This is a genomic window from Shewanella oncorhynchi (genome assembly GCF_012584455.1).
GTDB lineage: Bacteria > Pseudomonadota > Gammaproteobacteria > Enterobacterales > Shewanellaceae > Shewanella > Shewanella oncorhynchi.
The window spans coordinates 63,922-87,482 of the sequence record NZ_JABAEB010000017.1; the positions used below are offsets into that span (position 1 = coordinate 63,922).

Consider the following 23,561-nt stretch of genomic DNA (forward strand, 5'->3'; position numbering starts at 1 on the left):
ATCAATAAGTTAGCATTATGTTAATTTTACCATCTTGCTATATTAGGCTAATCAATTGTTTTAATTTTGATTTTTTACGCTTTTACGCGCAAGATTAATTCATTATTCAGTTTGAGAATCGATTATGACCACAAATACTATCGTAACGTCGGATGATATTTTACTGAAGTTATGCCACTCAGTTGCCCACGTCCTCTCTAGCACCAGTGCCAGCAATGTTACCCATGCGGGTATGGTACAAAGTATTGCGCGTACTCGTCTTAAACCTGATCTCGGTTGTTTCTCGATTTTTGATGGTGGTTTTTCAGGCCTAGTGGTGATTAACTTTTCAGCTTCGGCGGCGATTGAAATCTACCGTCGCTACATGCTGAACATGGGTATGCCTGAGTCTGAGCTCGCGTTTTCGCATACGTCAGATGAAGTGAGTAACGTGATGGGTGAGTTGATGAACCAAATCTTAGGGGATTTTATTAATAAAATTTCAAAAGAATTGCAAACGTCAATCAGCCAAAGCCAGCCAAAAATGTTGACGATTAATAAAGAGTTAACCATATCAATCGACGCTAACTTAGACGATGCGGTTGCCCGCAGAGTGTCGTTTAGGACTGAAAATAACCATATTTTTTACCTCGAGTTTGCCATGGACAAAACCGAATTCATTCGCTTAGATGAATTTGTCTACGATGAAGAATTCGATCCCGATAGTCTGTTAGAGCAGCACAGTTCGATTGGGGGAAATAACGACTCAAATTCGAATGTTTCGCCTTGGGTTAAGATGGCCGATAAACCCGCCATTGCGACTCGTGCCATTGATAATGAAGCCGATGATTTGCTCGATCAGCTCGGCATTTAAGCAGAGTCTCTAATGTAAGACGGATGTTAACGCATTCGTCTATACAAGTGGGGGGAACTGTTTTAGTATCGACGCAAAATAATAACTAAGGTTAAATCCTCTTTATGGCATCGAAAGCGACCTCGATTGATATTGCTTATCGTGCTGGCGTATCCCAGTCAACGGTTTCCCGTGCCCTTAGAAACAGCCCGCTAGTCAATTTAGAAACTCGCCAACGTATTCAAACTATTGCCAAAGAGCTGAATTATAAGGTCGATAAAAATGCCAGTAATCTTCGCACCCAAAATAGCCATACCTTAGCGCTGTTATTGTGTGAAGACCCCACCAATGATGACTCGTTAATCAATCCTTTTTTCCTGTCTATGCTTGGCTCCATTACCCGAGCAACGGCGCAGCAAGGTTATGATTTATTGGTTTCTTTTCAGCAATTGTCCAGCGACTGGCACGCCGATTATGAAGACAGTAATAAAGCTGACGGCATTATTCTGCTTGGTTACGGTGACTACATGGACTACGAGCAAAAGCTGGAGCGATTGCTCGCGCAGAATACTCACTTTGTGATCTGGGGTGCTGAGCATAACAATAAGTCAGTACTTTCCATTGGTTGTGATAATCATCAAGGTGGCTTGATTGCCACAGAGCACTTGATTTCCCTTGGTCGTAAAGCTTTTGCCTTTTTAGGCGATGCCTCGAGCCACAGCCCTGAGTTTAGGGACAGATATTTAGGCCATGTGAAGGCGCTGCAAATGGCGAATATTGCTGTCGATCGCACTAAGCAAGTGTCGGCAATTAGCACTGAAAGTGCTGGTTACGATGCGGCTATGGCATTGATGGCCAAAGGCGCACAGTTTGATGCTATTTTTGCTGCTAGCGATCTGATTGCCATTGGTGCTATTCGTGCGCTGAAAGAGAAGGGCATTTCAGTCCCAGAACAAGTTGCAGTGGTGGGATATGATGATATTCCTGTGGCGAGTTTTGCCAATCCGCCATTAACGACCATTAAGCAGAATACCCAATTAGCCGGTGAAATCTTAGTCGACAGTGTACTCAAACTTATCCGCGGACAAGAGGTGAGTGCGCAGCTTATTCCGACAACCTTAGTGGTTCGCAGTTCCTGCGGCATTGATAGCGCGCCGCTTAAGCCGTTATAGATGGGCCGTTATTACTAGGAGCTTGCTGTTTTTTGCTGGCAAGTCGTTGAGCACTTAATTTGCTTATTGAAACATCGCCGATAATCCTTGGATTTATCGGCTTTTTGCTTTTTGGGATCACTTAACCGCATATTGACGTAAAAACTTCGGCACATCTGCTTTGGTTTTCTTGGCGATTTTTTGCAGTAACTCGAAGGTGGGAGCATTGAGACCGAACTCTTGCTGAAGGTCTGCCAGCATTGCCAGCCACAAATGGCCAGTCATTTCGGCATCGGCTAAGGCGCGGTGAAAGGTGCCATCGCTTGGTAACTGTTTATAGCGCACTAAAGTACCTAACTGATGATTCGGTGCCGCTTGATATAAACGTCTTGCCACTAGCAAGGAGCAACCAAATTGCCCTCGATAGCGATGGCGAATTTGGGCAAATTCCGCGTCTAAAAAGCGCTGATCAAATGCCGCATTGTGGGCGACTAAGTTATGATCGACGATAAAGTCGGCAAAACGCGCCATCACTTCATTGCAGGGCGCTGCATCCCTGAGCATTTGATTGCTGATCCCTGTGTAGTCCTCAATAAAACGACTTATTCTAAATCCTGGGTTCATCAACTCTGAAAATCTTTGGGTGATCACGCCGTTTTCAATCAGCACAGCTCCGATTTCAATCGCGCGGTCCCCTTGATTAGGCGATAGCCCTGTGGTTTCAAAGTCGAGCACGACCAAAGTGTTAGCTGCAGATGTAGGCATAGATCTTATGTGGACTCTATAAATGATGTGTCAGCATTGCCGTCTTTGACAGTGCAACGCTTTTAGATAAGCCGATTGTAATTCAATACGTTAGTAAATTCACTATCACATTGACGCTGATAAAAGACTTAATGCTTTGTTGATCCGGTCGAGCTTTCTTGGTTTCGCTTCCTGTTAGCATTTACCTCTATGAATAACAGTTTGGTTTGTGAGCGACCCATGCAACTCGATATTAATGGCTTAACACCCGCGCAATTTTTAGCAGAATATTGGCAGAAAAAACCTTTGGTTATCCGCCAAGGATTCAAACACTTTCAAGATTTAATCTCGCCCGAAGAGTTAGCTGGGTTAGCCATGGATGAGCTGGTGGAATCTCGGCGAGTGTACCAACAGGCAGGGCAATGGCAGGCAGAATTTGGCCCTTTTGATTCCTACGATCATCTCGGTGAACGGGATTGGACTTTGATCGTGCAAGCCTTGAACAACTGGGTGCCCGATGCAGAAGCCCTGATCCAATGTTTTGATTTTATTCCGCGCTGGCGTTTAGATGATGTGATGGTGAGTTTTGCCACTCCTGGCGGTGGCGTGGGGCCGCATATCGATCTGTATGATGTGTTTATTTGCCAAGGTTCGGGACGTCGCCGCTGGCGCGTAGGCGATCTCGGGCCGCACAAAGAGTTTGCCGCCCATCCCGCTTTGCTGCACACAGAAGCTTTTGAACCGATTATCGATACTGAGTTATTGCCCGGCGACATCCTTTATATTCCCCCAGGATTCCCCCATGATGGCATAACCTTAGAACAGTCTTTAAGTTTTTCAGTAGGTTATCGCACAGCTTCCGCCAAAGATATGGTAAGTGCTTTGGCCGATCATCTGTCTGATCAAGATTTAGGCGCACAGCAGATTGAAGATCCAGACCGCGAGCTGACAACGCGCAGTGGTTGTGTCGATAATCGCGATTTAGCGCGGTTACGCACGCAACTGACTAATATGTTAACCGATGAACTGGTGAGCGAGTTTTCGGGCCGCTATTTAACTCAATCTAAATGCGCCCTCGATTTACCCGATGAGCCGTTGGACATCACGCAAGACGAAGTGCTCGCATGGCTCGATGAGCAGCCGCTTATTCGCCTCGGCGGACTGCGTTGTTTGTATTTTGATATCAATGTGGGACAAGGCGTTGTCTATATTAATGGTGATAAGTATCAGCTTTCAGCCGAATTGGCCGCGGTGATCCCACTACTATGTGATAGCAATCAGTTAGATAAAACCGCCTTAGCCCCCTGGTTAGCCGATGCCGATTTGCTTACGCAGCTGACTGAGTGGGTGAACCTCGGTTACTGGTACTTTGAAGACCTGAGTGATGAAGAGTGTTAAGGCTGAGATAATATGCAAAGCATGATGGATGTTGATACCATTTTAGCGCTAACGCCGATGGATTTTAGTGTTAAGTCGGTTTTGCAATCGTTGGATTATAGTGTTGGATGCATTCTAGTGTTAGTTGAGATTTAAAACAGAATGATGTTGAAAGCCGCATCTATGTTTAGGGCAAGCTCATGCTTGCCCTTGCTTATCTTTTTAAGATCGCGAAGGCTTTGCAAGTTTGCGTTATTGCCTTAGTCGTCTCTCTACGGCGTTCATTGCCTTGTCATTTTTAATGTTAAACATTGGTTTTTAAAATTATTTTACCAAGCGAGATGAGTTTTGCTGGCACAGTCTTAGTGAGATGAGTTTAGGCCGATAAGCCTATTCTGATTAATGTCGTCAGGAGTGGAGCGAGCTTCAATGAATAACCAATGGCTAGAGTATTAAATGCGATTCGCAGATGGTCATTTAGCCACTGGAGCTGCTGATTATGTCACTATGGGCAATTGTGCCCATTGGGTGGTGTAACGAGGGGAAAGCTGTTCACGTTTTATCCCCCAAGTTGGGTCAATACCTTGTCCTGCAAACCAAATTTTTCCGCGGCCGCTGTGGTTCACTTTATCGAGTAATTGCATCAGCTCTTTGCTTTTAGGCCTAGGCGTGACGTCATCGAATAATCCGAGCTGAAACACGCCTGCACCAAAAAAATCCCCTAACATGACACCGGCCTTTGCATAGGCATGACCTTCTCGCCAAATACGTTGCAGTAGGCTTTGGCCAAGGGTGACAAAATCCCGCGTATCATTGCTGGGGCGAACTAAACTGCCCGACAGCGATTTGCTGTACTGGGGAGTCGCATCGCTAAAAGGGCTAGTACGCACAAATACCGACATCGCTTTAGCGTATTGGCGCTCGGAGCGCAGTTTTTCACAGGCCCTAAAAGTGTATTCATTGATTGCCTGTTGCATCGCTTCTAAATTATCAATACGACTACCAAAGGAGCGGGAGCTGATAATTTGTTGCTTAGTGGCGGCGACCTCTTGTATGTCATCACAGGCAATGCCGTTAAGTTCGCGTACCGTGCGCTCAACGGTGATCGAAAAGGTATCGCGGATAAGTTTGGGATGCGCATCCGCCAATTGCAGCGCGGTATTTATGCCCATGATGTTCAAGCGTTTCGTAAGCCTACGGCCTATTCCCCAGACTTCCTCGACAGGGATAAGCGCCATGAGTCGTCGTTGGCGTTCTCGGTCGCGCAAATCAACCACGCCCCGGGTTGCTGGATAACGCTTAGCAGCATAGTTTGCCAGTTTGGCGAGGGTCTTTGTCGGCCCAATGCCAACGCAAACACTGATCCCTGTCCATTGCGGTATTCGCTGATAAATATCTAATGCAAGCTGATGAATATCGGTGCATTTATCGATGCGTGATAGATCTAAAAACGCTTCATCAATACTATACACTTCTACTTTCGGCACCATTTGATCTAAGGTGGTCATCACTCTGTTTGACATGTCTGCATAGAGCTCATACAGTTGGCTAATAATTCCTGCTAAAAATAGACGAGTAAGTGATCATCCTTTCTGCTACATAGGTTGCTGGCGTCTAACACCTGAAAAATCACCAAGCTCAATTTGCTGTCTATTTTTTAGTAGGGATTCATCCATATGTCTAATTTTGTAATCAATTTGATCGCTAAGGAATTAATAATTTGAATACCGAGGAAGACTGACAGACAAATTGCCTAGGGACAATCTTCACTCGACACAAACAGGTTCAAGTGACTCAGTAATCACATGTCATCTGCCTGTTGCTTCCTAGCTCACTTTGGGACAAAAGCGCGTTAGATCTATTACTCACAATCGTCTAGTTCACATTACGATAAGTATGGCGAAGGTCAAAAACGTAGACATTGCTGAGGTCAATTCTAACTAGATGGCCAAATTAACCGTACCACTACAAACAATGGGTGGCTTAGAAAAACTTGAATAACATCGATTGTTAGATGTGTTCATTTATGATGAAAGTATAAAACGGAGTAGTTTCATCCTCGATTAACTCACGTACTGAATTAAGCTGTAATCGTTTTGATACCGCTTTAAAAAAGCGCAAAGCCAGTTCATTTTCTTTGAACGTAGCGACCAGTATCGGTGTGCTAATCTGCTCAAATATTTGACGGACTACTTCGAGCGCAATCCAACCACCGCGATATTTAGGAAGAATAAAGAGGTCGGCTAGTTCCCAGATAGGCCTTTCCTCAACTTCAACCCTATCTAGTAGAACAAAGCCTACCAATACTTCATTTACCCAAATGAGGTAGGCTTTTGCCTCTTGTGAGTTAACATAGGATTCAAGATCTGAGGCTGTAGAGCCATCATATAAGCCATCAATGCCTATATCTTCTTTGCTCCAAGGTGTTGAATCAAAATAATAAAGTTGGAGTAGACGTTGTAGCGTTGTGGTGTCACTTATTTTTAAATTGATAAGACTGACGTTTGACATCATTCATCCTGATTACCTGCGTCTAAGTATTGATGCTTGGGCACTGAAACATCCTGTTATCGAGCGTATATAATGGTATAGAGTTTTGCTTTGCTGAGGTAGCTTATTTATTTCAAATGGTTAGTGGCAGGCTGAAATCGACAGAAGTTTGCGAACCGTTACAGCTAGCGCACATGCTTTGACGGATGCTAGCAAATACCGACGTTTAAATTGGCGTTAATTACGCGGCTAACTTGTAGTCTTATCTCAAATCAGCATAATGCTTCGAGCTGTTAAGCTTAACGCTATTGTTTACGGCAGCGGCATGCGGTACTAACCATTGTTTGTGCTTATAAAGTATCACTATGCACTCGCTCAGTAATTTATTGTGTGGATTTGCTGTACTGTTTTCATTGACGTTTCTAACACCTTGATAAAGGATTGATTCTCCCTTTGACTCGCTCCCGCCAACCGACATCAAAGCATGTTTCCTCTAAAGAAACCGTCGCTAAGCCTGCTGCCTTAAAAGGCGCCGCAGCGGTGAGTCGACTCGCGTCCGAAGTGCAACGCGCATTTTTGCCCGATGGAGTATTGTCTAAACATATTCAAGGATTTAGTGCGCGAACAAGCCAGATGCAGATGGCACAGGAAGTGAGTGAGGCGATAGCGGCGAAGGGGAATGTAGTAATTGAGGCGGGTACGGGGGTAGGTAAAACCTTTGCGTATTTGATCCCCGCGATATTGAGCGGTAAGCAAGTCATCGTCAGTACGGGCAGTAAAAACTTGCAAGAGCAGTTGTTTTTTAAAGACTTACCCGCGCTGGTCGCTATGTTGGGGATTGAGCCTAAACTGGCTCTACTAAAGGGGCGTAATAATTATCTGTGCCAGTGGCGCCTCGATAAGCAAATGAGTGAGGCGACACATATCGATGCGCGTTTGTTGGATGATTTGTTGAAAATCAATCAGTGGGCGAGCACCTGCAAAGATGGTGATATTGGCGGCTTAACCTCAGTGCCTGAGAATTCCTCGGCGCTGCCGCTCGTGGTCAGCACTAAGGAAAGCTGTATTGGCAAGCGCTGCGACTTTTACGATGTCTGCTTTACTCGCAAGGCGCGCAGCCGTGCCCTGGATGCCAAAATCATTGTGGTTAACCACCATTTATTTTTCGCCGATAGCGTACTGAAAGACACGGGCTTTGCCGAGTTATTACCCGATCCTGATGTGGTGATTTTCGATGAAGCGCATTTATTACCCGATATTTGCGTTAACTATTTTGGCCAGCAATGTTCGAGTCGTACTATCGATGATTTCATTCAAAAGCTACTCGCTATTTATCAGACTGAACTCAGTGATACTGGGCAACTCGCCCAATTTTGCCAGCGTTGCCTCGCTAAATTAAGTGATTGGCATAATCAGTTATATTCCTGCGGCGAATCCGATTGGCGTTTAGTGCTGGGCAATAAAGCGCTCGCGGCGGCGTCATGGGATTTATTAGCGGAATTAACCGCGCTGCAGAATTTATTAATGGCCCATATTGGGCGTAGTGAATTGTTAGATGATATCGCCATTAAGTTGGCGGAGCTGAATAACAAGCTCAGTGTGTTTTTTAACTGCGATAATAATCTGGCGGCCTACAGCATCGAATTTGGTAGTCGCTTTGTGGTGCTGCGAATTTCACCAATCAATATTGCCCGTGAGTGCCAACAATTATTTGTGCCCGAAACCAGCTGGATATTTACCTCGGCAACTTTGCAGGTTAACCGCAGTCTTGTTCATTTTGCCCGAGAAATGGGTATCGTCGATGCGCAGCAAAGTATTCTCGACAGTCCCTTCGATTATCCCCGCCAAGCAGTATTTTGTGTGCCTAGACAACTTGGGAGCGTGACCAATCAACAGCAAGCGTTAAAGCAGCTGGTGGATGTGTGCGTGCAAGCGATAGATGCGGCGCAGGGACGGACTTTTATTTTATTTACCAGCCATAAAATGCTCGAACAAGCGGCGCTGGCATTGCGAACTCGCACTCAGTATCCGCTGCTGGTACAAGGCCAAGCGGGTAAACAGAGTCTGCTGACTAAGTTTCGCCAACTCGGTAATGCGGTATTGCTCGGCACCAGTAGTTTTTGGGAAGGGGTGGATGTGCGCGGTAAATTGTTAAGCTGCGTGATTATCGACAAATTACCTTTTGTGTCGCCCGATGAGCCCCTGTATCGCGCCCGAGCCGACAATGTGAGTCGTCAGGGACTCGATCCTTTTACTGAAGTGTCGTTACCGCAGGCGATTATTGCGCTGAAACAAGGTGTTGGCCGTCTTATTCGCGATGAAAAAGATCGCGGTGTGCTGATCCTTTGCGATAATCGTATCGTGAATCGCTACTATGGCCAAGCCTTTTTAAACTCGCTGCCGCCGATGGCACGCACCCGTGACCTAGAAAAGGCATTGGCGTTCTTGAGAACAATCCCCTGAGATTCGTCTATGGTTTACCTAGCATACTTAAATTTGTCCTATTTGCCGGATATGGAATTCTGAGCTAAGTATTGAGCCGTTACACATATTGTAAGGATATAAAAACGGAGGTAAAAATTGCCACCTGTGAGCAATAGATGGCAAACACCCTTGGAGGTTGGGTCAAGTGGCATCCTGCCTAATGGTTCCATTCAAAATAAATAATTCTTCGGCCTTTGGTTTTAGATTTTTAGTGAATTAATGGCATTCTTTGCAAGCATCTGCTGGTGCTTTTTCTTGATGAGCGATATGGCAATTGGTGCATGTTAAAACGCCATCATGTTTAGTATGAGCTTCACCTGCGAGAGTTTTCATTTCTCCATGGCATGATACACATTGCTGATTTTCAAAAACATAATCCGCTGAAGGTTTTTTATCTTTATGGCAGGATTCACAGTCAGATCTTTCAGAATGACTGTCGGCAAGTGATACCGCCATTAAATTAGTTGAAAAGCACAGCGCGCACATTAGCATCATCTTTTTAAGCATGTTATTTTCCTTTTTTATTGTTGGTTAAATCATCATTCTGAAGCGAGTAAATCATATATCTAGCTATGAAATATATAACTTGAAGTTGGAACTGTATTTTTCTCGCTGTTTTATTAGTGATATAAACGGAAAGATAATATCGCTTTTGCTTGGTGCGTAAGTTTAATAATCGAGAATTTTACACCTCAAGCTTTAGCAGTCTTGCGTGTGTATAATAGTTTTTTAATATGACAAAACCTTGATCGTTATCAAAGGTTAACGGGTGAGTTATTTTTTAGCGTTAAAGTATGATCAAGGTTATATTGCGGAATGTAAAAGACTAATGATTTAAATCTGGATTATGTAATTTATATTTTTGATGTTTATTTAAAAATTCTATATTTTAGAAAATATATTTATTTTACTTTTTCTAGCCGAATGTGTGACATTTATTTTGGTCTTAAAACAATAGGCGAAGCCAAAACGGGCTTCGCCTATGATGTTTAATGTTGAGTAGCAGAGCTATAATTACACATTAATTTCTGGCTTGTAGAGCTTAGAAACTTGCAGTTACCCCAGCATAAATACTGCGACTCTTTTGAATATAATCAAGGTCGGTGGCAACTTGGTCACGTTCAGAATCCGTTAGGTTAGTCACGCCAAGCTTCAGTCTAAACATAGGATTAATTTGATAATTCGCACCTATATCGAGCGAGCCATAACCCTCTGATTTGACATTGGCTCGCAAATACTGCTCGCCAGTATAATGGTAGGCGATAAAGGTGGATAAACCATCGAATGCCTGCCATTGCAGTTTTAGGTTATAGCTGTCGTCCGGTGTTAAGGTAAAAGGCGCGCCATTTTGCTTATCTTCGGCATCGGTTTTACTGTAATTACCGTTTAGGCTGAGATCTTGAGTTAAATTGTACCAAGCTTGTAATTCCCACCCTGTGATCTTAGCTTCGTTCACGTTTTGGTAAGTTAATACTGTACTTGGGACTCTATTCCAAGTTTCGGTGATAATTTTATTTTCTACATCGTTATGGAAGTAGGTGATCGAGCCACCAAAATCCGTGGTTTGATATTGGGTCGATAATTCGTAGTTCACAGAGGTTTCGGGTTGTAGATCAGGATTTCCCGCAACGGTACAGGCGCCACGACAAGCGGGGATAATATAATCGGCTTGGGATTGCGCCATATTTGGTGCTTTAAAGGCTTTGCCGCCACCACCTTTAATGACCCATTCAGAGCTTAAGTTATACACCAAATACAAGCGTGGACTAAATTCGGTGCCGTACACATCGTGGTGATCGACGCGCCCGCCTAAGGTGATATTGAGTTCGCCTAAGCTAAATTCATCTTGTAGATACAATGCCGATTGGCTGTCGTCTAAGGTGCCATCACCTAAAATATTGCGGCTATTTTCGAGTTGGGTCCAACGGTATTCTGCACCGCTGGTTAACATGTGATCGCCAAGCAGGACAGTGGTTTGACCGTCAAGATTGTGGTTGGTTTGGGTGATATTACCAATCTCGGCGATTAACGCTGAGTCGTCAGTCACCTCAACATTTTCATAGTAATAGCGCAGGCGAGTATCGCCCCAGTTCCAGTGGCCATTATGGGTCAGACCTGAACTTATCCGCTCCGCTTGTTGGTTATTGGTGAGAATCGTGCCGTAGTTATTCCAATCAGACTCGCGTTTATCGTTGGCGTAACTTAAGTCAAATTGCAGATCTTGCTGGTTATCAATCAGCCATTGTAAATTGGCGAGGGCACTGATTTCATCTCTGTCTTCTAGCGCATCAATAGTGGGTTTTAAGTCCGAGCGCCATGCATCGCGTTTATTGCTGTCGACGATTAAGTTTGCCAGTAATTTATCTTTGATCAGCGCGCCACTGCTGTAGAAATTGTACTTAGTGCTATCGCCACCTTTGCCACTGGTTGGTGCATCGTATTGCACGCCAACGCTGGTTTGCCAGTCTTCAGTCGGTTGACGCAGTATGACGTTAACCACACCGCCCAAAGCTTCTGAGCCGTAGAGGGATGACATAGGCCCACGCACAACTTCGATACGTTCAATGGCAGACATTGGAATAGAGGACAAGTCAAAATCGTTGCCATAACCAGAGGTTAATGCTTCGCGGGAGTTAATGCGGCGGCCATTAATCAAGATTAAAGTGTAATCTGAATCCAAACCTCGCAGGCTGATCTCATTGCGGCCATAGGGCGTGCCTTCGCTGATGTTCACACCCTGTAAATAACGGACTGCGCTAGCAAGATCGTCTATGACTAGAGCTTCAAGTTCACTGCGGTTAATCACGGACACCGAAGCGGGAGCCGAAAGCTCCGAGTGTTTAGTTTGTGTTGCTGTGATCACCATGCGCTCCATTTCTGGAGTGGTATCTTGCGTATTTGCAGCACTAGCCCATGCTGCAGGTAATAACAAACATAAACCAATAGCGCGTGATAGCTGGCTCAACATAGGTGTCTGTGTTGCATGAGATAGATGCGAGGTTTGGCGAGTGCGACGGATAAAGCGGGGCATATCATTCTTCCTTCGGTAATTTTGGCGAATGATAATTATTCTTAATTATAGCTTCAAGCTTGGATGTCTCTCTTTTGTGTAAAGGCAGTGTAAATTTTTAGTGTTTAATAACAGTGTGATAGCCCGTATATTCGACGTTTGCTCGCTGGCATAGTCATCCTGATTGAGCGCATTGAGCGCAAGGCACTGAGTATGACGATCGTCGGATAAATCACTAAAAATAGTGAGAATAATCAGAAACTATCACAGCACAAAACTGCGTAACGTAATATGAAGCTATATCAATATGATTAATATGGAAATTTTAACTGGCATAAGCTTTGCTGGCGATGTGACTTTATGTCTCGTGGTGCATTCATGTTTGTGATGTGAATCGTCGCCATACAAAATGTATTGCCAATATTTACGGAGAGAATATGAATCCAGCATTTTATAGCCTAGCCACAGTCACTGTTTTAACTTTGTCACTCGCCACTACCGAACCTGCTGTTGCAACAGATGCGCCCGCATTAGCTAAAGCAGCATCAGTTAAAACGGCTGGGGCTCCACAAGCTGACATTGCGCAGCCCGCTGCTGCACTTTTATCTACCCAAATTGCAGCGGTGGATTTTGCTGTGTTCGACAGTTTCAATAAGTGTTCAGCACCTGCTGAACTCAAGAAACACGCGGCGTTTTTCACTGAAGATGTAGAGTTTTACCACGACACGGGTGGCGTCACTTGGAACCGCAAGGACATGATCGCTAATACCGAAAAATATGCCTGTGGCCATTACCGCCGCGAGTTAGTTGCGGGCACGATGAAAGTGTTTCCGGTGAAAGAGTTTGGCGCGATAGAGCAAGGCGTTCATCGTTTTTGCAGCTTTGAAACTGGTAGCTGTGATGGCCTAGCCGACTTTGTCATTGTGTGGCGCAAACAGAATGAACAGTGGAAAGCTACCCGAATACTGAGCTATGGGCACAGAACCGCCGAGGCCAAAACGGACTAAACCACTCAACCAAAGCTAGCTTTTAACAAAAAACGAGTCTTTAACAAAAACTAGCTCTTAACAAAATGCAGTAGTCGATTATTGGCGGGCATAGCCACATCTTGCTTCAGTGTTAAGCCTTGCTCGCTGGCTAAACTGCAAATCCATTCAATATCGCGAATGCCGCTGGCGGGATTGTGTTGTTTTAAAAAGGCATCGAATTGACGATTGCTGTCACTGCTAAATTCGCCTTGGTAGTTAAAGGGGCCGTAAATACACAGGGTCTTAAGTTGGGGGAGATACAGACCAAGGCCAGTAAAAAACGCTTCAACCATATTTTTGCTCATAATATGCAAAGTGTTTGCAGTAAATACGCCATCAATATCAGGTGTTAATCCCTTCACTGGCCATGGCGCGGTAACATCAAGGGTAAGTGGTAAGCGTAGGTTTGCCGCTGCGTTGGGTCGCTTGCCTTCATGCATACATCTTGCGGTAATGACCTCAATATATTCAGCTTGATCGCTGGTTTGCCAGATTACATGGGGAAGATTTGCTGCAAAATACACAGCATGTTGCGCTGTGCCACTGCCGATTTCGAGTACATGTTGGTTGAGTGAGAATGCTTGTGTTAATACCGCTAAAATCGGCGCTTTGTTGTTTTCACACGCTTGGGAAAACGGCAATTGGACAAGTGGCTGGGTAATTGGCATTAGTGGCATAATGGACTCTAGGTTGCTGAGATAAAAAGAGGATGACGCCGCACAAGCCTATCTTAAACCAGCAAAAAGTATAAGACTTAAAAGATAAAATGAGCCGCGCCTTAACATTTGGAGTCTCTATCTTAGGTAACTTAATCTTAGGTACCTTAATTTTAGTACCTTAATTTTAGGTACCGCCATTTCAGAAGCTTCCATCTCAAGCACCTCCATTTCAGGTTCTTCAAGAAGGAGCCTGCAGCCAGCTCAACTCCCTTTGTCATGTCCTGCAAAAATAGTTATCGCAATTCACTGTTGACCTCGATCTCAACTTAGATATACTCACAAATTCTGAACGCTTGTAAAAAATATAAAACAACGTCGGTATAATGCCGCGTTAAAACGAGTGTCCTAAAACTGAGTGCCCAGAACTAAGACTCAACACTCACTTTCAGCCATCAACTTTCAACAGTTAACTTTCAACATCAAGGAATGACCATGCCAGCAGAGCGTTGCGCCTCCTACTACAATGCCACCATTGACCAAGAGTCAGATTATCCTGCGCTTGAAGGCGACATTCGAGTCGATGTGGCGATTGTTGGTGGCGGTTTTACAGGCGTGGCAACGGCGTTGGAATTATCTGAGAAGGGCTACAAAGTGGCGCTTATTGAGGCCAATAAAATTGGGTGGGGCGCGACCGGACGCAACGGTGGGCAGGTGACGGGCAGTTTGTCCGGCGATGTTGCGATGACAAAACAGCTGCGCCGCCAAATTGGCAATGAAGCTGAAGATTATGTGTGGAATTTACGTTGGCGCGGTCATGACATTATTAAAAACCGGGTGGCCAAGTACGGCATAAACTGTGATTTAAAGTTTGGTCATATCCAAACTGCTTACCAGCCAAAGCACATGCAGGAACTTAGGGCTATGCATGACGAGGCGCAGCGCCGCGGCATGGGTGAATTTATGACGCTGGTATCCGCTGATGAAATGCCCGCCTATTTAGGCTCGCCCTTGTATCACGGCGGCTTAGTCAATCGGCGCAACATGCATTTGCACTCTGTTAATCTATGCTTGGGTGAAACCCGCGCCGCAGCAGGTCTTGGGGCGTTAATCTTTGAACACACACCCGTACTTGATATTGAAGAAGGCGATGTGGCGACTGTTGTCACCGCTAGGGGGAAAGTACGCGCCAACAGTGTGCTGATCGCTGGTAATGCTTACCATAAACTCGCCCGTCCAAAACTGCGCGGTATGTTATTTCCGGCGTCCTTAGGCAATTGCGCCACTGCGATTCTGCCCGATGAGATCGCTTTGCAAATTAATCCGCAGGACTTGGCCGTGTACGATTGCCGCTTTGTACTGGATTACTATCGCCTGACCGCGGATAAACGGTTGATGTTCGGCGGCGGCACTAATTACAGCGGCCGCGATCCTAAAAATGTGGCGGCGGAATTACGGCCCGCGATTGAGCGTACGTTTCCACAATTAAAGGGCATTAATATCGAATTTGCCTGGGCCGGAATGGCCGGAATTGTGATTAACCGTATCCCGCAGCTCGGCAAAATGTCGCCTAATGTATTCTATTGCCAAGGATATTCTGGGCATGGGGTGGCGACATCGCACATTATGGCTGAGATCATGGCCAATGCGATGGATGGGCAATTACATGAATTTGATTTGTTTGCCGCCATGCGCCATATTCGCATTCCGTTAAATGAATGGTTCGGCAATCAAGCGCTGGCGTTAGGCATGTTGTATTACACTTTGCGGGAAAACTGGCGCTAGTCTGCGCCGTGTTGTCTGCTACCAATCAATCTGCTCAAACAGTATTTAATCCTGTTCGATGAGTTTTTCGGCAAGGTAATCGACCAATACACGGATCTTGGCCGACAGGTGGCGATTTTGCGGATAGAGTGCCCAAATGCCTTCTTTGGCTTCGCGGTGAGTGTCAAGGAAGGAGAGCAACCGTCCGGCTTGAATATCTTCTTCAATATAATAATCAGGCAGTTGAACTATCCCTATGCCCTTTAGTGCCGCATCCCTTAATGCGTAGCCGCTGTTACAATTGAGATTGCCGCGGACTTTAATATTGCGCTCGCGGCCATTTTCCACAAAGCGCCAGTAATTATGATTACCGATCAAACAATTGTGCTGGCTAAGTTCTGATAAGGTATGGGGCTGGCCGTACTTTTCCACATAACTCGGTGAAGCGGCGACATAGTGGGTACGGCTGCAGAGCGGTTTGGCCATCAAACTCGAATCTGCGAGTTTTCCGAGGCGAATGGCCAGATCATAACCGCCTTCAATCAAGTCCAAGGTGCGATTGGTCAAGTCGACGCTAAATTCAACGCTGGGATATTGCACCATAAAATCATTGAGTAATGGCATGATAAATTTTTCGCCATAGGCGACGGGCGCCGTGAGTTTGACTAAGCCTTGGGGTGAGTCCTTTAGGTTTGAGATGGCGCGCTCGGCTTCTTCTAACCCAGTTTGTAATTGGCGGCAATGACGATAATAAATTGTGCCTTCTTCGGTTAACGACACTTTGCGGGTAGTGCGGTAAAAGAGTTTTGTGCCAAGGCGGTTTTCTAAGGTGCTCACTTGGCGGCTAACGTGGGCGGTGGAGATATTCAGCCGCTGTGCTGCTAGGGTAAAACTTTCGGCCTCAGCCACCGCGACAAATTCAGAAATGCCATCCCAGAGGTACATTGTTGTTACTCAGTAAAAATGAATTGCTTGAATACTAGATTGTCTCTCGCTGAGAAACAAATACAATCCTCCTATTCAGTAGCATCAGTGCAATGGGCGCAAGAATTTACTTGGCCTGAATTGAATTTATGATACACCAATGACTTACTCCTATTACCTATTCAAGGGACGTAACAATGTCGAACGAAAAACCGCAGTTTATTAAATCAAAGGCCGCTATTGCTTGGGGACCAGGACAACCACTTAAGATTGAAGAAGTGGATGTGATGTTACCTAAAGCGGGCGAAGTCTTAGTGCGCATTGTGGCTACGGGCGTGTGTCACACGGATGCGTTTACCCTGAGCGGTGACGATCCAGAAGGCGTATTCCCAGCGATTCTAGGCCACGAAGGCGGCGGTATCGTTGAGCAAGTGGGCGAGGGGGTGACCAGTGTACAAGTGGGCGATCATGTGATCCCACTTTATACCCCAGAGTGCGGCGAGTGTAAGTTCTGCCTATCGGGCAAAACTAACCTATGCCAAAAAATTCGTGCGACCCAAGGTAAAGGTTTAATGCCCGATGGCACCACGCGTTTTTATCTCGATGGTAAGCCTATTTTCCATTACATGGGCTGCTCGACCTTCTCTGAATATACCGTGCTGCCTGAAATCTCATTGGCTAAAGTCAATAAGAGCGCACCATTAGAAGAAATTTGTCTGTTAGGTTGCGGCGTAACCACAGGCATGGGCGCTGTGATGAACACGGCCAAAGTGGAAGAAGGCGCAACCGTGGCGATTTTCGGCCTCGGCGGTATCGGTTTATCGGCGATCATTGGGGCGACTATGGCCAAAGCCAGCCGCATTATCGCGATTGATATCAACGAATCTAAGTTCGAGTTAGCCAAAAAACTCGGCGCGACCGATTGCATCAACCCAAAATTATTGGATAAGCCCATCCAAGAGGTGATCGTTGAAATGACCGATGGCGGCGTGGATTACTCATTCGAGTGTATCGGCAACGTCAACGTGATGCGCAGCGCCTTAGAGTGTTGTCATAAGGGTTGGGGTGAATCAGTCATCATAGGTGTTGCCGGTGCTGGTCAAGAGATTTCAACCCGTCCATTCCAATTGGTGACTGGCCGCGTTTGGCGCGGTTCTGCCTTTGGCGGTGTGAAAGGGCGCTCAGAGTTACCGCACATTGTTGAGCGTTACATGGCGGGCGAATTTAAGCTCGATGATTTTATCACTCACACTATGGGACTTGAGAAAATCAATGAAGCATTCGAGCTGATGCACCAAGGTAAGAGCATCCGTAGCGTGATCCATTTTGATAAATAAGTGGTTTTGCACACTAAACTGATACTTCAGCTTGATGTGACTAACGGGCAGACAGGTGCAAATCTGTCTGCTGTGTTGCCAACTAAGCTGACGATAAGCGCCATGACTAACGCTAAGACTAACGTTATAAATAGCGCGAAAAGATTGAGCTTAAAAGGACTTGTATGACCATAGAAAATATCAGTTGTAACAAGAGCTTCGGCGGTTGGCATAAGCAGTATCGCCATCAATCTCAGTCGTTAAACTGCGAGATGCGCTTTGCCATTTATCTGCCGCCTGAGGCGGTGAATAAACCTGTGCCTGTGCTGTATTGGCTTTCAGGTCTAACCTGTACCGATGAAAACTTTATGCAGAAGGCGGGTGCACAGCGCATGGCAGCGGTACTTGGGATGGCGATTGTCGCCCCTGATACCAGTCCTCGCGGTGACGATGTGCCCGATGCAGCAGATAAAGCTTACGATTTAGGCTTAGGCGCGGGTTTTTACCTCAATGCGACAAAAGCACCTTGGAATCGTCATTACAAAATGTACGATTACATAGTCCATGAGCTGCCTACCTTGATTGAAGCGCATTTTCCCGTCACTACTCAGCGTGCAATATCCGGCCATTCGATGGGCGGTCATGGTGCTTTGGTGATTGGTCTGAGTAATCCGCACAGATACAGCTCAATTTCAGCCTTTAGCCCGATTTCGAATCCGAGTAATGCACCTTGGGGTATTAAAGCCTTTAGCGAGTACTTAGGTGAAAATCGTGAACATTGGCGCCAGTATGATGCCTGTGAGTTGCTTAAGCTCGCGATTAGCGAAGTGCCAGTACTGATTGACCAAGGTGAAGCCGATAGCTTTTTAGATACCCAATTGATGCCACAATCGCTGGTGGATATCGCCCATACCAAGGGTTATCCCTTGGATGTGCGGATGCAAGCGGGGTACGATCACAGCTACTACTTCATCGCGAGCTTTATTGAAGAGCACCTTAAGTTCCATAGCTTATACTTTAAGCCTTAAATAGCCGATTCAGCAGTCACGCCGATGCGCTAAAACAAAAATGCCGCAACTTTGTGAGTTGCGGCATTTTTTATGGTGCGATTTAAGCAATTAGCGAAAGTGAATTAACACTCAGCACTTAGCACTCAACAATGTTGACTGCTAGGCCGCCTTTGGCGGTTTCTTTGTATTTGCTGCGCATATCTCTGCCTGTATCCATCATGGTTTTGATCACTTTATCCAGTGAAACCTTATGGTTACCGTCACCGCGCAGGGCCATACGAGAAGCGTTAATCGCTTTGATCGCGCCCATGGCATTACGTTCGATACAAGGCACTTGCACTAGGCCGCCCACAGGATCGCAGGTTAAACCTAAGTTATGTTCCATGCCGATTTCAGCCGCGTTTTCAACGTGCTCAACCGTACCGCCCATGATCTCCGTCAGTGCGCCAGCGGCCATAGAACAGGCCACTCCCACTTCTCCTTGGCAACCGACTTCGGCACCCGAAATTGAGGCATTTTTCTTGTACAAAATACCAATCGCAGCGGCAGTTAATAGATAACGGGCGCAGACATCGATATCCACTTCTTGTACGAAGGTATCGTAATAGCATAATACGGCAGGAATAATTCCCGCAGCACCGTTTGTTGGCGCAGTCACGACGCGATCACCGGCCGCATTTTGCTCGTTGACCGACAGGGCGAATAAATCGACCCAATCCATAGCGGTTAATGGATCGACATTGTTACGGCCTTCGGCTTTCAAACGACGGTACAGTGCAGGTGCACGACGACGCAGTTTTAGGCCGCCAGGTAAAATACCTTCCTTCTGATAACCGCGTTCGATACAGGTTTTCATCGTCTGCCAAATATTCCACAGCTTGGCTTTGACTTCATCTTCAGTGGCTAAACTCAGTTCGTTCGCCATCATTAAAGAAGAAATGCTGAGACCTTGCTCGCCGCATAATTCCAGTAAATGAGCCGCACTCACAAAATCAAAAGGTGCCGATTCAATTTGTGAGGCTGGCGATGCATTACGTTGGCTAATTTCATCTTCATCTAAAATAAAGCCGCCACCCACTGAGTAGTAAGTGCGATCAAAAATACATTCCCCTTTACAGTAAGCGTACAAGGTCATGGCGTTAGCATGCGCAGGTAGCGTTTTGCGTCTGTGATAGGTAATGCCTTGCTCACGGGTAAACTTAACCACTTTGCCACAGTGCAGCGTTAAGGTTTCGTCCTTGGAGACGTGTTCTAAAATACCGTCGATACTGTCAGTGTCCACGGTTTCGGGATCTTCGCCCATTAAGCCTAAAATCACTGCTTTGCCCGTGCCGTGGCCTTTGCCTGTTTGGCCGAGGGAGCCAAAGAGTTCGGCTCTTAATTCATCAATCTGGGTCACGAGTCCTGAGTCAGTCAGGTTTTGCATAAAGATTTTGCCCGCTTTCATTGGGCCGACGGTATGTGAACTCGATGGACCTATGCCGATCTTGAACATGTCAAATACGCTAATCATGATAGAAGTCCTGTTGTGTCTTGTTTATTATTTTAGTCTGAGTGCATGGGATTGCTCGCTCTGCAGATTGAAGCACGCTAATCTTGCGCGTGTACTCTGGTCAGTGGCGGCGTTCTTTCATGCGAAATCTGCTTGTGTGATACTCTAACGCCAGTATCCCATAGATTAGTGTGACAATTCACATTAGTTTTTTTTATTCGTAATAGTTCGGATAAGCTGAACTTAATTGGGACTTTTTTACAGGCCATTTTATGGCCAAGAATACAGGCTTCGACAGCGCTACAAGAGTAGGTGGCTCGCTTTTTTTAGCTTTTTTGTGAGCGTGGACTACTTATGGCTTGAGTGGTTATTTTTTGAGTATTAATGAATATTTTTAGGGAGAAGTATGAGCTATTTAATGTTGGATTTACTGTCGTTGGACGTCAGTGAGGCTGAATCTGAGATGCTACGCCATCCACAGGTGGGTGGTTTAATCCTATTTTCCCGCAATTTTTCGAGCCGTGATCAGTTGATCCGTCTGGTACAACAGATACGCCAAATACGCCCAGAAATATTAATCGCCGTAGATCACGAGGGTGGCCGAGTACAACGTTTCCGTGATGGCTTTACCATTATTCCCGCCATGGGCGACATTTTACCCGCAGCAAAGGGCGATATGGTATTGGCCAAGCGTTGGGCCTGTGAGCTCGGTTTCTTGATGGCGATTGAATTACTGGCTTGCGATATCGACTTAAGTTTCGCGCCCGTGTTGGACTTAAACGGCGTGAGCCAAGTCATAGGTAAACGCAGCTTTAGCCCAGAGCCCGCCGAGGTTATTACATTGGCCGAAAGCTTTATTGCTGGCATGGCCGCAGCTGGCATGGGCGCCGTGGGTAAACATTTCCCCGGACACGGCAGTGTGGTGGCGGATTCGCACTACGAGAAACCCATTGATGATCGTGATGCCGAGGCCATTTTTGCAAAGGATATCCTGCCGTTTAAAGAATTGATCGCAAAAGAGAAATTATTAGGCGTGATGCCCGCGCACGTGGTTTACCCTAAAGTCGACCCTAACTCTGCGGGCTTCTCCGAATACTGGTTAAAACAAGTGCTGCGTAAAGAACTTGGCTTTAACGGGGTGATTTTCTCCGACGATCTCGGCATGCAAGGCGCAGGATTTGCGGGCGATTACCGTGCAAGGGCCAGCGCCGCCTTAGCCGCAGGTTGCGACATGATTTTAGTGTGTAATGACAATACGGGCGTAATGTCGCTACTCGATGGCTTTACTTGGCCTGTGAGCGCGCCACAGTATCCTGCGAGTTTACTTAAACCCAATGCCTCGCAAACGGCAGCGGCGCTCGATAATACGGCTCGTTGGGAAAATGCCAAGCAGCTTGCCGAGCAAATTTGTTTGGCTCAACAGGCGAAAGTTTGATGTAGCGCAAGGTGTGAGAGCACTCTTTTGCTAGGGTTAGTTAATTCACTGTGATTAAAAATGATTAAAAGGCCTTGATATGATTTTCTATCTTCATGGATTTGATGCGACTAGCCCAGGTAATCACGAAAAAATGCGTCAGTTGCAATTTATTGACCCTGACGTACGTTTGATCAGTTACAGCACCTTGCACCCTAAGCACGACATGCAACACTTGCTCAAGGAAGTTGCTAAGCAAATGCAGCATAGCGACGATCCCGCGCCGTTAATGGTTGGCGTAGGACTCGGCGCTTATTGGGCCGAGCGGATTGGATTTTTAAATGGTCTTAAATCTGTGCTGATTAATCCTAATTTGCACCCAGAAAATAATATGCAGGGCAAGATTGACCGCCCAGAAGAATATGCCGACATTGCCAATAAGTGCGTGTCGAAATTTCGTGAAAAGAATACTCACAAGGCCATGTGCATATTTTCTGTGAATGATGAGATGTTCGATAATCAGCAACTCGCCAGTGAATTAAGCGCCTATTATTCGATTGATTGGGATGACGTTCAGCCCCACAAATTCCCCCAACTCGCCGCCCATCTCCCCAAAATAAAAGCCTTTAAGTTGGCTTGATTGATATCGATTGAATAAAAGTATCACTCCTCTTTTTCTATTTAAGAGGGGAGTGGATTTATCTCATCGGCTATTTCGCCTTATGGTTTGGCTTTCGTACTTCATGTGGCGGACGTATGATTGTGGCTATTGGGGATAGATTAAGTAGGATTTTAGTGTTGGCTGATATCCCCGCATATAGGCTTACCATGGTATTTACTCACCGACGCGCTGCTAGTCCATCCTTGGATGCTCGACCGCCCCGTCCATGGGGCGGACGGTCGTCTCGCCAATCACCATGGCTCACCTTTAGTGCATTCACGTAACCTGTAGATTTAAAAGACATACGCAACACACTTTTGGACATTTCCGAGTTACTATGAGATGGAGAGCCTTCTCTTTCAGATAAATTTTCTACTCCAAACCACGCGAGTCGTCTACAAATAGCAGATCAAATTCACTAACTACAAATTGTAGTTCAGCATTCTCATACGGCTTAAGATGGCTATTAAAAGCATCCTGATATGAGCCTATTGTTGTGTGGGTTTTATTAAATGCCATTATAGCAGCCATTATTACTGTCCTTGTTGAATAACTTGTGTCTTAACAAAATAACAAATATCTTGTGTTTCGTTTGAGGGTTGCCCAGTACTGAGTAATCTGGGTTGGTTTTCTATTTGCTCTGCATCATATGAGGGGGTGAATTTGACCACGGCAATCGCATTTTTTTCATCCATTGTTTGATTATATGCAAGCAAAGGATCACTGATATGCGTATCGACATTGGCAAACATGGCAACATAATAGGTTTTATTGAGCAATAAAGGCCTAATATACGAATCAGACAGATTTGACCAACTATGACCAACCGTCCCTGTTTTATAAACTGTTGTTCTGTTGACAGGGTATTCTTTAAGAACATAGCTATTTGTAAACCCGCCAAAATAGCCTATTTCTGGGGTGAACTGTTGGCCATTTTCAGCCCCTTTTAGCTTGTTATATGATCCTTTCTCATATATGTATATATTGTCATAAGCTCTATTCTGATAAGTATGAGCACCTCTTCGTTCGAAAGAGATAAACTCATTGACACCATTATTATCTATGTCAAAAAATGCCCCTTTATACAAGTGCTTGGAGTAAGAGGTATATTCCTGTTCATACTCATTTTCGCTTTGTAGTGGTCAAGTAAAATTGGCCACGGTTTTAGAGTCATTCCAATATAAACGTTCTGACTCATTTGGCGTTAA

Annotated in this window: 19 protein-coding genes; 10 read left to right on the forward strand and 9 right to left on the reverse strand. The window is 45.6% G+C overall.

Annotation, left to right across the window (positions count from 1 at the left end; translation table 11 throughout):
* The first annotated feature begins 124 nt into the window (after window positions 1–124).
* Together HGO26_RS20440 and HGO26_RS20445 are read left to right on the forward strand one after the other, a co-directional pair.
* Window positions 125–853: a DUF3334 family protein gene (locus HGO26_RS20440; protein ID WP_028760052.1), complete on the forward strand. Its 729-nt coding sequence runs from the start codon at window positions 125–127 to the stop codon at window positions 851–853.
* A 104-nt stretch (window positions 854–957) separates the two neighbouring features.
* Window positions 958–2,004, forward strand: a complete 1,047-nt coding sequence (locus HGO26_RS20445) for a LacI family DNA-binding transcriptional regulator (protein WP_113939612.1) — start codon at window positions 958–960, stop codon at window positions 2,002–2,004.
* A 117-nt stretch (window positions 2,005–2,121) separates the two neighbouring features.
* On the opposite strand, the gene HGO26_RS20450 is transcribed toward HGO26_RS20445, so the two are convergent.
* Window positions 2,122–2,748, reverse strand: a complete 627-nt coding sequence (locus HGO26_RS20450; RefSeq protein ID WP_168827531.1) for a 3'-5' exonuclease — start codon at window positions 2,746–2,748, stop codon at window positions 2,122–2,124.
* Between the two features lie 219 nt (window positions 2,749–2,967).
* Here HGO26_RS20450 and HGO26_RS20455 point away from each other — a divergent pair, with 219 nt between their 5' ends.
* The gene (locus HGO26_RS20455; protein ID WP_168827533.1) at window positions 2,968–4,125 is read left to right on the forward strand and encodes a ribosomal protein uL16 3-hydroxylase; all 1,158 of its coding nucleotides are present in this window, start codon (window positions 2,968–2,970) and stop codon (window positions 4,123–4,125) included.
* Between the two features lie 476 nt (window positions 4,126–4,601).
* On the opposite strand, the gene umuC is transcribed toward HGO26_RS20455, so the two are convergent.
* Window positions 4,602–5,660 carry a translesion error-prone DNA polymerase V subunit UmuC gene (gene umuC / locus HGO26_RS20460; RefSeq protein ID WP_345719263.1) on the reverse strand — a complete coding sequence of 353 codons (1,059 nt, stop codon included), beginning with the start codon at window positions 5,658–5,660 and terminating at the stop codon, window positions 4,602–4,604.
* 454 nt (window positions 5,661–6,114) lie between these two features.
* Window positions 6,115–6,615: a GNAT family N-acetyltransferase gene (locus HGO26_RS20465; protein ID WP_168827535.1), complete on the reverse strand. Its 501-nt coding sequence runs from the start codon at window positions 6,613–6,615 to the stop codon at window positions 6,115–6,117.
* A 432-nt stretch (window positions 6,616–7,047) separates the two neighbouring features.
* On the opposite strand from HGO26_RS20465, the gene yoaA reads away from it, so the two are divergent.
* The gene (gene yoaA / locus HGO26_RS20470) at window positions 7,048–9,057 is read left to right on the forward strand and encodes a DNA repair helicase YoaA (RefSeq protein ID WP_168827537.1); all 2,010 of its coding nucleotides are present in this window, start codon (window positions 7,048–7,050) and stop codon (window positions 9,055–9,057) included.
* 237 nt (window positions 9,058–9,294) lie between these two features.
* On the opposite strand, the gene HGO26_RS20475 is transcribed toward yoaA, so the two are convergent.
* Both HGO26_RS20475 and HGO26_RS20480 read right to left on the reverse strand, forming a co-directional pair.
* Entirely contained in the window at window positions 9,295–9,585 is a 291-nt protein-coding gene (locus HGO26_RS20475; RefSeq protein WP_028759787.1) for a cytochrome c3 family protein, read from the reverse strand.
* Window positions 9,586–10,120: 535 nt separating this feature from the next.
* Window positions 10,121–12,109 (reverse strand): TonB-dependent receptor domain-containing protein, encoded by a 1,989-nt coding sequence (locus HGO26_RS20480; RefSeq protein ID WP_168827539.1) that lies wholly within the window; start codon window positions 12,107–12,109, stop codon window positions 10,121–10,123.
* A gap of 416 nt (window positions 12,110–12,525) precedes the next feature.
* Between HGO26_RS20480 and HGO26_RS20485 the strand changes: the two genes are divergently transcribed.
* Entirely contained in the window at window positions 12,526–13,095 is a 570-nt protein-coding gene (locus HGO26_RS20485; protein ID WP_168827541.1) for a nuclear transport factor 2 family protein, read from the forward strand.
* Window positions 13,096–13,145: 50 nt separating this feature from the next.
* Here the strand turns inward: HGO26_RS20485 and HGO26_RS20490 are convergent, their stop codons facing one another.
* On the reverse strand, window positions 13,146–13,793 hold the full coding sequence (locus HGO26_RS20490; RefSeq protein WP_168827543.1) for a DUF938 domain-containing protein: 648 nt from the start codon (window positions 13,791–13,793) through the stop codon (window positions 13,146–13,148).
* 474 nt (window positions 13,794–14,267) lie between these two features.
* Between HGO26_RS20490 and HGO26_RS20495 the strand changes: the two genes are divergently transcribed.
* A complete protein-coding gene (locus HGO26_RS20495; RefSeq protein WP_168827545.1) occupies window positions 14,268–15,557 on the forward strand; it encodes an NAD(P)/FAD-dependent oxidoreductase in 1,290 nt (429 codons plus the stop codon).
* A gap of 45 nt (window positions 15,558–15,602) precedes the next feature.
* Here the strand turns inward: HGO26_RS20495 and HGO26_RS20500 are convergent, their stop codons facing one another.
* Window positions 15,603–16,481: a LysR family transcriptional regulator gene (locus tag HGO26_RS20500; protein WP_168827547.1), complete on the reverse strand. Its 879-nt coding sequence runs from the start codon at window positions 16,479–16,481 to the stop codon at window positions 15,603–15,605.
* A 176-nt stretch (window positions 16,482–16,657) separates the two neighbouring features.
* On the opposite strand from HGO26_RS20500, the gene HGO26_RS20505 reads away from it, so the two are divergent.
* Together HGO26_RS20505 and fghA are read left to right on the forward strand one after the other, a co-directional pair.
* On the forward strand, window positions 16,658–17,797 hold the full coding sequence (locus HGO26_RS20505) for an S-(hydroxymethyl)glutathione dehydrogenase/class III alcohol dehydrogenase (protein ID WP_168827549.1): 1,140 nt from the start codon (window positions 16,658–16,660) through the stop codon (window positions 17,795–17,797).
* A gap of 164 nt (window positions 17,798–17,961) precedes the next feature.
* Entirely contained in the window at window positions 17,962–18,804 is an 843-nt protein-coding gene (fghA, locus tag HGO26_RS20510) for an S-formylglutathione hydrolase (RefSeq protein ID WP_028759793.1), read from the forward strand.
* Window positions 18,805–18,922: 118 nt separating this feature from the next.
* Here fghA and HGO26_RS20515 read toward each other — a convergent pair whose 3' ends face one another.
* Window positions 18,923–20,299, reverse strand: a complete 1,377-nt coding sequence (locus HGO26_RS20515) for an L-serine ammonia-lyase (protein ID WP_028759794.1) — start codon at window positions 20,297–20,299, stop codon at window positions 18,923–18,925.
* 385 nt (window positions 20,300–20,684) lie between these two features.
* Here HGO26_RS20515 and nagZ point away from each other — a divergent pair, with 385 nt between their 5' ends.
* Complete coding sequence (gene nagZ / locus HGO26_RS20520) at window positions 20,685–21,713, forward strand: beta-N-acetylhexosaminidase (RefSeq protein WP_168827551.1); 1,029 nt, start codon at window positions 20,685–20,687, stop codon at window positions 21,711–21,713.
* Window positions 21,714–21,792: 79 nt separating this feature from the next.
* Window positions 21,793–22,332 (forward strand): alpha/beta hydrolase YcfP, encoded by a 540-nt coding sequence (gene ycfP, locus HGO26_RS20525; RefSeq protein WP_168827553.1) that lies wholly within the window; start codon window positions 21,793–21,795, stop codon window positions 22,330–22,332.
* Between the two features lie 554 nt (window positions 22,333–22,886).
* Here the strand turns inward: ycfP and HGO26_RS20530 are convergent.
* Window positions 22,887–23,441, reverse strand: a complete 555-nt coding sequence (locus HGO26_RS20530; RefSeq protein ID WP_168827555.1) for a hypothetical protein — start codon at window positions 23,439–23,441, stop codon at window positions 22,887–22,889.
* Between the last annotated feature and the right edge of the window lie 120 nt (window positions 23,442–23,561).

Coding starts and splice junctions, on each gene's coding strand:
- HGO26_RS20515 (WP_028759794.1), bottom strand. CDS start 20,299: ATGATTAGCGTATTTGACATGTTCAAGATCGGCATAGGTCCATCGAGT.
- HGO26_RS20485 (WP_168827541.1), top strand. CDS start 12,526: ATGAATCCAGCATTTTATAGCCTAGCCACAGTCACTGTTTTAACTTTG.
- HGO26_RS20475 (WP_028759787.1), bottom strand. CDS start 9,585: ATGCTTAAAAAGATGATGCTAATGTGCGCGCTGTGCTTTTCAACTAAT.
- HGO26_RS20465 (WP_168827535.1), bottom strand. CDS start 6,615: ATGTCAAACGTCAGTCTTATCAATTTAAAAATAAGTGACACCACAACG.
- HGO26_RS20445 (WP_113939612.1), top strand. CDS start 958: ATGGCATCGAAAGCGACCTCGATTGATATTGCTTATCGTGCTGGCGTA.
- HGO26_RS20490 (WP_168827543.1), bottom strand. CDS start 13,793: ATGCCACTAATGCCAATTACCCAGCCACTTGTCCAATTGCCGTTTTCC.
- HGO26_RS20505 (WP_168827549.1), top strand. CDS start 16,658: ATGTCGAACGAAAAACCGCAGTTTATTAAATCAAAGGCCGCTATTGCT.
- HGO26_RS20450 (WP_168827531.1), bottom strand. CDS start 2,748: ATGCCTACATCTGCAGCTAACACTTTGGTCGTGCTCGACTTTGAAACC.
- ycfP (WP_168827553.1), top strand. CDS start 21,793: ATGATTTTCTATCTTCATGGATTTGATGCGACTAGCCCAGGTAATCAC.
- HGO26_RS20495 (WP_168827545.1), top strand. CDS start 14,268: ATGCCAGCAGAGCGTTGCGCCTCCTACTACAATGCCACCATTGACCAA.
- HGO26_RS20455 (WP_168827533.1), top strand. CDS start 2,968: ATGCAACTCGATATTAATGGCTTAACACCCGCGCAATTTTTAGCAGAA.
- HGO26_RS20440 (WP_028760052.1), top strand. CDS start 125: ATGACCACAAATACTATCGTAACGTCGGATGATATTTTACTGAAGTTA.
- nagZ (WP_168827551.1), top strand. CDS start 20,685: ATGAGCTATTTAATGTTGGATTTACTGTCGTTGGACGTCAGTGAGGCT.
- HGO26_RS20480 (WP_168827539.1), bottom strand. CDS start 12,109: ATGCCCCGCTTTATCCGTCGCACTCGCCAAACCTCGCATCTATCTCAT.
- HGO26_RS20500 (WP_168827547.1), bottom strand. CDS start 16,481: ATGTACCTCTGGGATGGCATTTCTGAATTTGTCGCGGTGGCTGAGGCC.
- fghA (WP_028759793.1), top strand. CDS start 17,962: ATGACCATAGAAAATATCAGTTGTAACAAGAGCTTCGGCGGTTGGCAT.